This is a genomic window from Clostridium sp. AF34-10BH, assembly GCF_003478095.1.
In the GTDB taxonomy this organism is placed as follows: Bacteria; Bacillota; Clostridia; order Lachnospirales; family Lachnospiraceae; genus Acetatifactor; species Acetatifactor acetigignens.
Genome location: NZ_QUEC01000048.1, coordinates 1 through 13,936, shown reverse-complemented (window position 1 = coordinate 13,936; position 13,936 = coordinate 1). Strand labels below are relative to the sequence as shown.

General features: G+C 48.3%; 11 protein-coding genes. All 11 read right to left on the bottom strand.

Annotated features, from left to right (window positions below; all coding sequences use genetic code 11):
* Positions 1-644: 644 nt before the first annotated feature.
* On the bottom strand, positions 645-3,065 hold the full coding sequence (locus DWZ61_RS18660; RefSeq protein WP_118540036.1) for a sensor histidine kinase: 2,421 nt from the start codon (positions 3,063-3,065) through the stop codon (positions 645-647).
* Positions 3,066-3,113: 48 nt separating this feature from the next.
* The gene (locus DWZ61_RS18655) at positions 3,114-3,806 is read right to left on the bottom strand and encodes a response regulator transcription factor (protein WP_118540035.1); all 693 of its coding nucleotides are present in this window, start codon (positions 3,804-3,806) and stop codon (positions 3,114-3,116) included.
* Between the two features lie 139 nt (positions 3,807-3,945).
* On the bottom strand, positions 3,946-5,463 hold the full coding sequence (locus tag DWZ61_RS18650) for an O-antigen ligase family protein (protein WP_117466893.1): 1,518 nt from the start codon (positions 5,461-5,463) through the stop codon (positions 3,946-3,948).
* Positions 5,464-5,557: 94 nt separating this feature from the next.
* Positions 5,558-6,583 carry a hypothetical protein gene (locus DWZ61_RS18645; protein ID WP_118540034.1) on the bottom strand — a complete coding sequence of 342 codons (1,026 nt, stop codon included), beginning with the start codon at positions 6,581-6,583 and terminating at the stop codon, positions 5,558-5,560.
* 189 nt (positions 6,584-6,772) lie between these two features.
* Complete coding sequence (locus DWZ61_RS18640; protein WP_118540033.1) at positions 6,773-7,729, bottom strand: putative ABC transporter permease; 957 nt, start codon at positions 7,727-7,729, stop codon at positions 6,773-6,775.
* 69 nt (positions 7,730-7,798) lie between these two features.
* Entirely contained in the window at positions 7,799-8,569 is a 771-nt protein-coding gene (locus DWZ61_RS18635; protein ID WP_118540032.1) for a YlmH/Sll1252 family protein, read from the bottom strand.
* 58 nt (positions 8,570-8,627) lie between these two features.
* A complete protein-coding gene (locus tag DWZ61_RS18630) occupies positions 8,628-9,410 on the bottom strand; it encodes a ZIP family metal transporter (RefSeq protein WP_117569147.1) in 783 nt (260 codons plus the stop codon).
* Positions 9,411-9,489: 79 nt separating this feature from the next.
* Positions 9,490-10,764 carry a hypothetical protein gene (locus DWZ61_RS18625; RefSeq protein ID WP_118540031.1) on the bottom strand — a complete coding sequence of 425 codons (1,275 nt, stop codon included), beginning with the start codon at positions 10,762-10,764 and terminating at the stop codon, positions 9,490-9,492.
* A 14-nt stretch (positions 10,765-10,778) separates the two neighbouring features.
* A complete protein-coding gene (locus tag DWZ61_RS18620; RefSeq protein WP_022312842.1) occupies positions 10,779-11,711 on the bottom strand; it encodes a GTP-binding protein in 933 nt (310 codons plus the stop codon).
* A 54-nt stretch (positions 11,712-11,765) separates the two neighbouring features.
* Positions 11,766-12,950 carry a GTP-binding protein gene (locus DWZ61_RS18615; protein WP_118540030.1) on the bottom strand — a complete coding sequence of 395 codons (1,185 nt, stop codon included), beginning with the start codon at positions 12,948-12,950 and terminating at the stop codon, positions 11,766-11,768.
* 148 nt (positions 12,951-13,098) lie between these two features.
* A complete protein-coding gene (locus tag DWZ61_RS18610) occupies positions 13,099-13,875 on the bottom strand; it encodes a serine protease (RefSeq protein ID WP_118540029.1) in 777 nt (258 codons plus the stop codon).
* Positions 13,876-13,936: the final 61 nt, after the last annotated feature.

The window sequence follows — 13,936 nt, the reverse complement described above, 5'->3', positions numbered from 1 at the left end:
TTTTAAAGAAAAATATTTTTCATTTACCTATTGACATTTATTAGCTGGACTTTCTGTACGTCCTGCGTACCATGATATGCAGCGCATACCATAAAATAGTTTGCTCATAAGATTACTGAACCTTTCACTGTCATGAAAGCCAGATGCTTTCGCATCTGTACCCACATTCGTATTGCATACAAGCGTCATGTGGATTGAAAGACTTTCATAACAAAAAACCGCCTCAAATGTATATTGCTATACACTTGAGACGGTAATAAGCTCTTGCTCATCATCGTGGTGCCACTCAATTTGACAATTCCTGCGAATTGTGTCCACTCTCTCTGGATACTATCATATCCATCGGCTTGATAACGGGTCCGAATCCCGCTGACGCCTAAAACTGATCTGTTCTCGGGCCAGCCTCGGAAGTCCATTCGGCGAAAGTTCCTTTACCGTGATCCCACCATCCACGGCTCTCTGTAAAATTCCCTAAGGCTTACTACTCTTCCTCACAGGTTTGGTAAACTTATGAATGTTGTTTATGTGTCTTAGAATAATCTCTATTTTCTATTTTGTCAATACTATTTTTAGAAAATTTACAAATCTTATCCGTACTGTCACATACTTACATTCGTAAACCCAACGAATCCAACGAACAACTGTTACTCTGTCTCTGGCAGAGTGATCACCACCTTGAACAGGTCGCCGTCCGTGACAATCTGCATATCACCATTCTGCAGTTCCGTCAGGCTCTTGGCTATGGATAATCCCAGACCGTTGCCCTCCATGTGGCGGGATTTGTCTCCTCTGGTGAACCGCTCTTCCAGTTCCTCCGGTGACATCTCCAGCGGGAAGGCTGACATATTCCGGAAAATGATTCTCACATCCTGACCGTCATGTTCCACGTTCAGGTAGACGCGGCTGCCTGCCTGGGCATATTTGTAAATATTATTCAGCAGATTGTCAAACACTCTCCACAGATGCCTGCCGTCCGCCATGACCTTTACGGTCTCCTCCGGCTGTTTTACGATAGTTTCCAGCTTCTTGTCAGAGAATCGCTGCTCGTATTCCCCCGCCGCCTGTGACAACAGTACCGATACATCGCAGACTTCCGGGTGTACTTCCAGATTGCCTGTGGTGGCTTTGGAAGCCTCCAGCAGATCGTCCAACAGTTTTTTCAACTTCTTGGACTGACGTAACAACACTTCCGCATACTCCGAGATCCGCTGTTTCTTTTCAGAATCCGGATCCGTCGGGCTGCTCCCTGTGACTGCGTCGTTCTCTTCCACTTCTTTTCCGATGAGATCCGCATAATTGATAATGGAAGTCAGTGGTGTCTTAATGTCATGGGAGACATTGGTAATGAGCTCCGTCTTTAAATGTTCGCTTTTCATCCTCTGTTCCACGGCTGCGGAAATTCCCTCGCCGATGCGGTTCAGATTCTCTCCGTGCTCCTTGAAGGACAATACCATATGGGAGGTATCCAGCTTATAATTCAGATCTCCGTCCGCCAATGCTTCACTGCCCTCCTGCAGTTCTTTGCACATCAATGCCACAAAAGTAATCGCACCGCACAGAATAAATTTCTCTATGGCCCAGAAAAAGAGTAATACATCTGTATCATTATAAAACAGCATTAAACCGAAAAACTCTACCACGCAGACTGCAAGGCACAAAAGTGCTGTTCTCCATACCATAGGAATCCCACGGATCAATTTCACAATACCGTGGAAAACTCTCTTGCAGAATCTTCCGAAGAACCGGAACACTCTATACAGGATCGTATTCTGCCACCATTTTCCCATTTTCAGGCGAATAGCCAACTCCATGCAGTACAGGGTGCACCATATCACCTCTGCGGCAAACAGTACCACCAGAACGATCAGATTGATCATACTTGAGTTCATACCGATCCATCCAAAAGCCAGGTACAGACCGGTAAAAGCTCCAACAATAACGACCACTGTATACACATCCAGGTGGATATCATGGATCGCACTGGGGGTAATACCCTCCCTGCCATTCTTATGTCCGGCACTGCACAACAGGAAGATAAAGCATAATAATGCCAGTATCGTTCCCGTACAGCATACCACAGGGATCACATTTCGGTTATCATAAAACTGCTCTGCCTGATGATAGATCAGGGCATATTCGTCTTCCTTCGGCAGGCTGGGATTCACTGTCAGGGTAACCACAATACGCTTGTTACGCTCTGCTAATGCTTCCTCTGCAGCCTCTTCCTGCTGCCGTTCTGTCTCACTTAAGGCATCCTTGATCATCCATTTTGCATATTGTTCCGCCCGTTCAACCGGCACATAGGTCTCTCCACCTAAGGATACGCTGTCCCCCAGATCCAGATATTTCTCCAGATTGCCGGAGGAAAGGGCTTCCTGCTCCGCTGCCGTTATGCTTTCCACATCAGACCCGGTATTGACAGATGGTTCAAGCTCCATGATATCAGAGCTTTCAGAGCTTCCGTAACTTTCATAGCTATCAGAGGCAGAGGAAGTTTCTGTGTTGATATAGGTGTTATCATTCCTATGCTGCACCTGGGACTCCAGCCGGTAAGTCAGATCATTTGTCTTGTCTACATAATCCTCGTTCTTCCATTCTCCCAGGAATTCATCCGTATCCAGATCGTAGCTCTCCACCTTTACCCAGATGTTCCGCTGCCTGCAATAAGCTTCCATGGTCTGCAAGCTCTCATTCTCATACCAGTCGCGTATCCGATACAGATCCTGATTGACCTGCCGGTACAACAGCTGATCATGGATAAACATCCTTTCACCGGAGGAATACGCTCCACTGTCTGCAAGCATACAGGTACCATAGAGTCCCAACACCCCCACAATTGCGGCTGCGATCATCAGAACAAATGCCACAACCTTTGCCATTGTGCTGCCCAACAGGCTGTTTCCCTGTGCCGGTGCATTCTTTTTTTTCTCTGCTTTTTCTCTTTTTTTCCGTTCCCTTTTATTCTCTGACAATGCTGGTTCTACCGTCGTACTCACTGTTTCTTCCACCGGATTTGCCACTCTGTCCTGTTCTGTGCTCCTGCTGTTTTCTTCCCTGTTATCCATATTCCTGTCTCCTTATTTCCTCAAGCTGCTCCGCTCACCTGCCTGCTCTTATCCCTGCTTCTCACATTTGTATCCCTGGCCCCAGACTACTTTTAAGTATCTGGGTTCTGCCGGATTGATTTCCAACTTTTCCCGTAAATGCCGGATATGTACCGCCACGGTATTCTCGCTGCCCAGGGGCAGGTCGTTCCAGATTCTGGTATAGATCTCCTTCGGGGAAAATACCTGTCCCGGATTCTGGATCAGAAGCTTTAAGATCTCATACTCCGTGGGCGTCAGTGCTACCAGCTCGCCGTCCAGCATCACCCTTTTCTCCTTGTCATCCAGTTCGATACCACCGACTCTTATCACATCCGGTCGGACAGTACCTCCACCCAGCTGCATATAGCGACGCAGTTGGGATTTGACTCTGGCGGATACTTCGATGGGGTTAAAAGGCTTCGTGATATAATCGTCCGCTCCCACGGTAAGTCCCAGCACCTTGTCGGAATCCTCGCCCTTGGCAGTCAGCAGGATCACCGGAACATTACTCTTCTCCCGGATCCTGATCATCGCCTGTATGCCGTCCAGTTTCGGCATCATAATATCCATCAGTACCAGATGCACCTCATTCGTCTCTACCAGATGTACGGCTTCCTCACCGTCAAAAGCCTCCAGAAAATGATAATTGGTGTCATTTAAGTATATCTTTAACGCGTTTACGATATCCTTCTCATCATCACAGATCAATATATTGTACATACTCTCCCTCATTTCTGTGCCGGTGGCTGCAGCCCGGACACTTCCTGCGCAAGGAGCTTTCCCTTACGCTAAAATCATTGTAACAGAATCCAGATTAATAAAAAACAGGAAAAACCTTTAAAACTTTATTAAGATGACTTTACATAAAAACACCCTCTGCCATTCCCAGAAGAGCAAAGGCAAAGGGTGTGGACAACACATGTTGAAAAGTGAACAGTGAGCAGATCAAATAGCCGGTGAGGCCGAGGAAAACTGCAAGTGCCCGGGGATCCCTGGTTGCGGAGATTCGAAGGTTCCGGAATGCGGTGAGGAAGATTCCACCGTAGGCAATGACTCCCAGAATTCCCTGCTGTACCAGGAGGGTCAGCCATTCGTTGTGGGCATTGGAATAGATATTGTTGTCCAGAAGTCCCCGGTTGATCCAGTCCATGGCATCACTGCCCCATTGATAGAGCGCATAATAGAAGCTGTCAGGGCCCATACCGAATATCTGAAACAGGAGTCCCTCTTTTCCGTAAGTAAGAATCGTGACCTTCCACAGTGCCAGCCGGCCGTTGGCAACTTCCGACACTTTATCACTGCCGGGCAGATATCCCGCCACCAGCAGACAGCCAAGAAGCAGTGCCGCCAGCGTCACCGCAACCGCAAGCCCCACAAAGGTCCGAAAAACCCGGCCGCTCTCCAGCCGGTCACTTCTCTCCTGTCTCTCCCGCAGCTGCAAAATCAGATATACCGCCACTTCCACAACAAACACCACATACCAGGCCGGGGTAAAAAAGAGTCTTTTTTCGGCATCCCCTGCCAGCACCAGGCCGGTCAGATGTAACAGCAAAAACATCCTGACCATAAATACCGAAAGCGGTAAAAGCATCAGGATCTCCAACGCCCGCAGCAGCAGGCCTCTCTTCCGCAGAGAAAGCAACAGTAACAGCAGGCTTAATCCGCAGGCTGCCAGTATAGCTGTAGTACTGTTGGAAGTAATAGCCGATGCAAAAAACACAAAGCTCCCAATCATCCCCAGTACTCTGACCTGCCGTTTTCCCATAAAAGCTGCTGCCAGAGAGATACCTGCCGTCACACTGATATAGCCTGCATACCAGTTGTTGTTACCGATGGTGGACAACAGCTGGGTCCGGTTCCATTCTCCGTTTTCCATTCCGCGGAAAGTTCCCAGCACATCAATGTCCAGACGGTTCAGCAGCCCGATCAGTGTCACGATTCCTGCCGTAATCCCGGCGATCCACCAGATACTTCTGCTGCCGTCATAATACCGGGATACCGCAAAATAGATCCCCACCAGCAATCCCTGGGTCACCAGCCCCATATACCAGCCGGGATACCCTAAAAGGACATCCTCCCTGCAGGGACTGATTCCATAAGAAAAGATTGCAGACACCAGATACAACAGCATAAACACATCCGTTTTCTTCCACGTCCGTTTCGTTGTCCGTTCTCCCCGGATCCCCTGCCACAGCACAGCCAGCACCACAAAAGCCCCCAGCACCAGCGTAGTATTCCGGAAAAACAAATATTTTGCATTTCCGATCATCACCAGCTTGTTCTGCATATACAGCGGTAAACCGGCAAAAAGAATCACCAGATACCCATAAACCAGCATACTCACGGTCTCTTTTGTATTTTGTTCCTGTTTCTTCATAGCTTACATTATCCTTCAGACTGAAAAACAAGGCACCCCTCATTGACTGAAGAGTGCCTTATATTTCCCGGTTATTTCATTTCCTTACGGTTACTTATTTGCCGTAACGCATCTGCAGGTACAGAGGACCATACCATTCGATAGCATTGTCTTCTGCCTTACCGGCAGGGATGGTTACCGTATACTCGTTGCCTTCGAAGGTGTACTCCAGCTCCAGAGCTACCGTCTGCTTCTTGTACAGAGCCTGCATGATATCGTTGGGCAGAGCATTGATATTCTTGTCTCTGCTGATCTTAACGGTAGCACCGTCCTTGGCATTAGCGATCTCGCTTGCCACATTGTCACGATATCTTCCAAATGCGTTGTCAGTACCTTCAGCGCTGGTAGTCTCAACTTCTGCGATGGCAAAAGTGGAGAAGTGATCTACTAGAAAATATACAGAATCTCTGCCGCTGGTCTCATCTACATACCATTCCGGATCAATAATCTCATCTATGCTGCCATCTGCTGCGAAATGATAAACTACTACTTTCGCGGGGTCCATTCCCGCAGGAACAGATACTCCGATACCTACCGGAACGTTCACTGCAGCACCAACTTTCCGTCCTTCTGCATTAATCAAGCTGAAGTCCAAATAACATATAGATGTGACACCAGAAACGGAAGGTTTGATTGTAGGAGCATCCACCTGTAACTCAGCGCAATCATTAAGAGCTACTCCTTCACTGGATACCCACCACTCATCTGAATATTCTTTATTAAAATCGTCTGTAAAGTTAGGTTTAGAAATCTGGATTCCTTTTGCATCTGCATATTCCTGTTCCAGACGGCCATACAATTCCTCTCTAAGATCATAACTCTGCCACAACGCGGCCCTCAAAGTTTGGATTCCAATGTTATTCTTCAAAATAGCTACTGCCTCGTCTGCGCTGGACACATCTGTAATGCTAATGTTATCAATGCTAACCTTCACCTTATCTACATCTACAACAGGTGCAGGTGTCGGTGCCACCGTATTATTCTCACTTGCTACAGATACGGTAGACAGTGCACTGCTGCCGAAAGGAACTGCAAATACTGCAAATGCAATGGCTGCGGCAATGATTAATTTCTTTTTCATTATCTCATTCCTCCTAAGTATAATGTTATGGATTTTATTTTTACCGTTATTTAGTATACCCCCCCCCGTTATATTGTCAATCCTATTTCTTCCTATTTTTTCCTTTTTTTTCTCATTTTCCATGTGCAAAAAAAGCATGCCCTTCCGCCCCCTAAAAACGGGCATCACAGACATGCTTTTTTCTGCTTTTTATTCATTTTTCTTATTGGAGTGCTCTTTCAGTTCTTCCAGAGCTTCCTTGAACTTCTCGGAACTCATGGTAGGGTTGGAACGGATCATGTCACGCTGGAAGAAATCTCTTAAACTGCTGACATTCTCTCTGTCTGCCACGCTTCTGGTGTACTTCTGCCGCAACTCGGCGACCTCGTTCTTCACGCTCTCCAAATACTGATTGGGAGATTTCTGTGCGGAAGTGCGGAAGCTCTCCAGCTTGCCCTCAATGTTGGACTTCAGGTCCTCCACTCTGGTGGTAATACTTGCAGTAAAGTCTTCCTTCTTCTGGGCCAGACTCTCGCTGAATCCCTCCTTGCGGTTCTCCAGATCTTCACTGGTCACAGCAATAATGACATCCAGCCGTTTCTGGATCCGCAGCATATCTTCTTTTGCCTTCTCCATCTTCTCCAGTACATCCCGCAGATCCAGGGCTGCCTTGAAGGATAATGCGAAATCCGCACCAATCAGCGCCGTCAGCACCAGTGTCACAGGAGTGAGGATGCTGTCCGGAATGGACAATACCAGATGTTCAATGGGCTTATGGATAAACTCCGTCATCAGGATCGTCAGACCACCCCATGCCAATGAAGACCCCAGGCAGATATGTCCCTGGAAATTGAATTTATTCTTGGAATAGTCCCAATATCTGACTTTAAATAACGCCTCCATAGTCACACCTGTGACATACTCCAGCACCGTAGCCCCGATACATCCGGCAATATAGACTAACACCAGATTGTCCTGAAACGGCATGGACACTACCAGCATCATGATGGCTCCACTTCCATACAGCGGCAGAAACGGTCCGCGGCAGAAACCACGGTTGACCAGCTTCCTGCTTTTCAGGGATACATAGGTGGATTCAAAACACCAGCCGAAAAAGCAATAAAAATAAAAGAAAAATAGCCATTGGATCGCAGTATAATGATACACTGTTTAACCTCCTTCACGTCTTCGTTTTTTCCTTACGAGCAAGGCAACTGTCATCTCATGACCGAACCGCTACGGATATACCTCAGCCTCTATGGCAAGCTTCCCCTTCCTCGTGGCATGGGGTTCTCCACTTATGCGGAATTTACCGTAGCCTCTGGCATTTACCACATCCCCCGCCTCCAGGGGCTTGGAATTATTTTCACACAGCCTGCCGTTCACATATACCTTTCCCGCCCGGAACAGCTCCAGGCAGTCGCTTCTGGATTTATTATATACCTTGGAAATGACAGCATCAACACGCGGGCTTGCCACCTGAATGACCTGACGCACCGGTTCTTCCTGCGGTACTTCTGCCGCCGCATCCACCACCTCGCATTTCACATGGGTATGACGGATCTGTTCCAGATTGTCACAGATGAATTCCGCGATGGTATCCAGACAGAACAAAAACGCTTCGCCCTCCCCCGGCAGAATATCACCGATGGTGCTCCGTTCAATACCCAGGTTCATCAGTGCCCCCAGATAATCCCTGTGGGACAGCTTGTCTGCAAATTTCGCGGATAGAGGTCTGATCCGGATACAGCAGATAGGAAAGTGCTGTTCATAGCCCAGCTCCGCCTCACTGCCGAAGCGAAGGAGCTTCCGCTCTGCCTCTTCCCTGCCGCCGTATAAGGTGATCCCTGCGAACTTCACTTCCCGTTCCACCTGCCACAGGGCATCCTGCTCCGCCAGTCCTAAGAATCCGGTAAATGTGTACTGGTTCTGGTTGTAGGATTTGTCTGCCAGTTCACGGATCCGGTTTTTCAGCTGTTGTATTTCTTTTTCATTTTCCACGGACATTCCCGTACATCCTTCCTGCTGTTCTCACTTTGCTTTTGCAAATATTACACTGTACACATTATCCCAGTGCCACATCCAACATCATCATCAACGCAAAACCAATCGCAAAGGCAATGGTTCCCAGGTTGGAATGCTCTCCCTCACTGGCTTCCGGAATCAGTTCCTCCACGACCACATAGATCATGGCACCTGCGGCAAATGCCAGCATATACGGAAGGATCGGTGTCACAATGCTTGCCAGTGCAATGGCCAGAATCGCTCCCACCGGTTCCACTGCTCCCGACAATACGCCTAAGGCAAAGGACTTTCCTCTCTTATTTCCTTCACTCCGAAGAGGCAGGGAAATAATGGCTCCCTCCGGGAAATTCTGAATGGCGATACCGATGGCCAGCGTCAGGGCTCCCGCCATCGTAACAGTTCCGTCCCCGTTTAACACTCCGGCGAAAATAGCACCACACGCCGCACCTTCGGGAAAATTGTGAATGGTCACCGCCAGCATCAGCATGGCTGTGCGGTTCAGACTGCTCTTATGGCCTTCCGGCGCATCGCTTCCCACATGCAGATGGGGTACCATGCTATCGATGAACAACAAAAAAACAATACCGATCAGGAATCCGATCACTGCGGGAAGAAATGCAAGCTTCCCCATCTCTTCGCACATATCCATGGCCGGTATCAGCAAAGACCACACCGAAGCTGCCACCATGACACCGGCAGCGAATCCGGTAAATATTCTCTGAATATTGCCGCCAATCTGGTTTTTCAGGAAAAACACGCAGGCTGCCCCTGCAGTCGTTCCCAGAAACGGAATCAGAAGACCGGCTACAATGCTTAAATTCATGAAACACTCTCCTTTCTTTCATTATTCTATGTAACTCGCAGCAAGATGGTATCTTGTCTGCCTTTTCAAATCATTTTTACTAAAATCCCGCCAGATCGTTGCCCAGGACGGCATACATCAGGAAATTCACACCACACACCAGATGGTAGCAGAATACCGCGATCTCGCCCACGACGAAGATCACCTTCCAGCTCTTCCACCACTCCCTGATATTCCGCACCATGACGATCAACGTCATCAGGAAGACAAAGAACATACCGTGCATATAGCCCCAGGAAAAGTTGGCATGCATCATGCGGAATCCTTTTTCATAGAAGATCAGGAACATTACTGTACCCATAAGATAATTCAGCCATGCAAACCAGTAATATCTGTTGGACTTTATATTTTTAAAATCAAATACCAGATTCAGGAAAAGTACGCCGATGGGCAATGCCATTCCCATGATAATACTTAAAGGAATGCTTTTGGAATAATTGCTCCATACTTTGGCAAAGCCGATGGCGATGCCTGTCTCCTCTCCCATGGCATTCGTCCCGGTGAAAATTCCGGAAAACTGGTACAGCAGGGCAATTCCCGTGGGGATCATGGTCACACACAGACAGAAGGCATTGCGAAAACTTTTTCCTCTGCTTACGATCAGCTGGATCAGGAGGATCAGACCGATCAGAGGCACCACTACCATCGTATAGCTTGGTTTGGTCATGGTGGTCAGCAGAAGGCTGACCGCGAAGAGAACGCAGTTCTTCCACTGAAAATCCTTCTGATATTCCGACAGCACTTTCACCGTCTCAAAAAAGCAGATAATCGCAAAAGGTCTGGTGGCCAGATAAGTGGCATTCCAGAAAGGATTCGGCGTATAAATCCCCATACAGCGATACGCATAATCAAAGCCGAAAAAAGCTGTATTCTTGGGAGAATACAGGTTAGAAAGCAAAAATAGCGAAAAGACAAGCAGGGTCACAAGAATGTCCGTCATAGCCTGTCTTCCCTGAGTTAAGTCATCATAATGACTTACCTTCCGGATCTCCCGGTTCATATAATATTTTGTGATCACTACCGCTGCCAGATTGAACAGCGCGGTGGTGATGGCCATGGCCGCTTTCGCTCCGATCAGCCAGGCGGAAAGTCTGGCTGTCCAGAACAGGATCGGATAGGGAAACTCATAATTTCCCGCAATACCTGCCACCTTATTCACATAGTCCGGCATATCCGACTGAAAGCCCGGCACCTGATAGCACTCCATCCAAAACAGATATAACATAACCCCGGTATACAAAAACAGCAGGAAAAGAAATGTCACTTTTCCTGCCATTGTCTCCCGCAGGCCGCTCTTTATGGGATTCTTTTTCATAGAGCCGATCCTTTCTAGTTGAAACTGATCACGGGATCTTTGGGAGCCTTTGCCTTCTCCACACTGATGGCATGGAGTACAGGGCCCTCTCCCTTATAGTCTGCAAAGTATTCTCTGGCAACCTTCGCTGTCACTTTGACCCATTCCTTCTGCTTCAGGTCTTTCGTGCCTGCAAACTCACAGGCATAGCCCAGAAATGCCATATCTTCCGCACAGCAGGTCATTGCCATGCGTCCCGGTACGAAATAGCCATCGGGATATTCCTCGGGCTTCAGTACCATGGCCAGAAACTGGATATTTTTGCCTTCATAGCGCTCCAGATGATCCATGGAATCCAGATACCAGATGCCGTAGCCCTGGTTGTCCAGTACGATAGGATCCTGATTCAGATCGTAGGGCAGATCCTCCTCGAAGATCTCATCGATCTCACCGTTGGAATCCTCGAAGATCACATCTGCGGAAGGATTCACCGCTTTGATGTTGCGCTTGTATACATTCAGATCCTTGATACCGTCGCAACGGTTGAAAATGATCATCTCGGACTTACGGATCATCTCCGCCAGCAGAGATTTCATATTTGTGTAGTACATAGGGAAGGTGGAGCCGTCAATGGTCGTGATCTGCTGCTCTACTTTCCAGTACCAGGGAAGCGTCATGTTCTTACAATTCCACATACCGTTATACTCGATGATGATACGGGCGGGCTTGTACTGCTTCTCCAGCTCGATCAGATGATTCGGAGTAAACTCCTCTTCCTCTTCGATCAATACGACATCCGTACGACTCTTTTTTAATAAAGCGGGATCGTATTCATTCTCGCCCTCTTCACAGAGGATGAGCAGTGTCTTTCCTTTGATCTGGAAATACGGCTGTCCCAGTGTAAATGTGATAAATTCTGTCTTACCGCTCTCCAGAAAACCATTTATGATATAGACTGGTTTCGTCATAATTCATACCTTTCTCTTTCTTATCCTGCTGCCTGTAAAATCCGTTCCGGCAATTTATTTACGGAACAGTTCTGCCAGCTTGTCCTCGTCCAGTTTGGAACCGATGACACAGATCTTACCGGTAACTTCCGGCTTACCGCTTCTGATGTCATGCTCTTCGGGAACATAATCATAATATACCCAGGTTCCGTCGGGAGCGGGTACCATACCCTTGGCACGCAGGATTGCACCGTACTCTCCGCTGTCCAGCGCAGTAAGGATCTTCTCGATGTCCTCTGCGCTGTAGGTATTGGGTGTCTCGATACCCCAACTGGTGAATACTTCGTCTGCGTGATGGTGATGATGGTGGTGGTCATGATCATGATCGTGGCAGCCGCAGGTGCAGTTCTCGTCATGCTCATGATGATGCTCATGGTCATGATGATGCTCATGGTCATGGTCTTCATCATGGTCATGATGATGGTGATGCTCATGCTCGTCTTCATCATCGTCGTCATCGTGGTGATGTCCACAGCAGCACTCATGGTCGTGGCCATCCTCGTCATGGTCGTGATGGTGATGATGCTCGTGGTCACAGCACTCATCCTCATCGTGATCGTCATGGATATGCTCCAGCATTTCCTTCATCATATCTTCCAGCTTGTCAGCGCCTTCGATGGTCTTCAGTACTTCCCTGCCATCCAGCTGGTCAAGAGGAGTGGTGATAATGGTAGCCTTGTCGTTATGCTCACGGATCATCTCCACGCAGGCATTCAGCTTTGCCTGATCCACTTTGTCGGTTCTGCTTAAGATAATGGTTCCGGCGTACTCGATCTGGTTGCTGAAGAATTCGCCGAAGTTCTTCATATACATCTTGCACTTGGATGCATCTACTACTGCTACCGCACTGTTGATCTCCACATCCAGATCTCCTGCCACGTTCTCCACAGCCTTCAGGACATCGGACAGCTTGCCGACACCGGAGGGCTCGATCAGAATACGCTCGGGAGCATAAGTGCTGATAACTTCCTTCAGGGAAGTACCGAAATCACCTACCAGCGAGCAGCAGATACAGCCGGAGTTCATCTCTTTGATCTCGATACCGGCCTCTTTTAAGAAACCGCCGTCGATACCGATCTCACCAAACTCATTCTCGATCAGAACGGTCTTGCTGCCGTCCAGAGCTTCTTTTAACAGCTTCTTGATCAGGGTGGTCTTACCGGCACCCAGGAATCCGGATACTACATCTATTTTCGTCATTGTTTTTTCCTCCAATCTGAGTCTAAGACCCATCCTTTTTATTTTCTATCATATTTACAGTATTGTCAATAAAACGATTATTAAATTTTTATCAACTAAGCCATAATGTTCGTCAGACACTGTGCGGATGCTCGCATACGCAGCTGTGCTACGGTCTCTCCGTCTCGATCATGCTGTAAGGCACCACGGCCACTTTTCCCTCTTCATCACCGCCACACAGGATTCCTACGAACACACCGTCCTCCGTAAAGGCTCCGCCTCCTGACATTCCGGGAGCGATCAGTCCCTGCAGCAGAAGCATATACTGGTCAAAATCCTCCACATAGATCCAGGGATCCACCACGAAAGCATAGACCGGCAGCCCACTCTCCCCTCCGTACATCCATACATCGTCATATTCCTTCAGTGCATCGAATACTTCCCGATCCGTCTGCACCGGCAGACAGACCTTCCATGCTTCCTCTGACAGTTCCGCCTTGTCCACCCACAGGAAAGCCAGATCGCAGCTGTCCACTGTCTCCACGCCGGTGGCAGCCACCTGTGTTCCGTCCGGAAATGTCACCCGGGCCTCTCCGGTATCGTCCGCCAGTACGTGCCCTGCCGTTGCGATCAGAATCCTGTTTTCCTCTTCATCATAGATCACACCGCTGCCCTGCCGCTCTCCCGTCTGAATTCCCACCAGGGATTTCATTACCTTAAAATCATTCTCCGTCAGTTTCTGCTCTGTCTGCACCGGCAGTTCCACAAATTCCATTCCTGCGTCAGCCTGTCCCATGCCACTGTTTTCTTCCGAAACCTTCTGGCCTGCGGTCTCCGTGGAGACATTTTCCTCACTCCCACCGTTTTCCCCGCAGCCGGCGAAAAGTAACAGGCAGCTCAGTATCACAGTGATCCCTTTTATCCGCATTCTCTCTTTTTTCTCCATGACTTCTCCATAGTTTTTGTCATTCCTTTCGCTTCGCTCAAGGCACAAACAAGTTATGAAA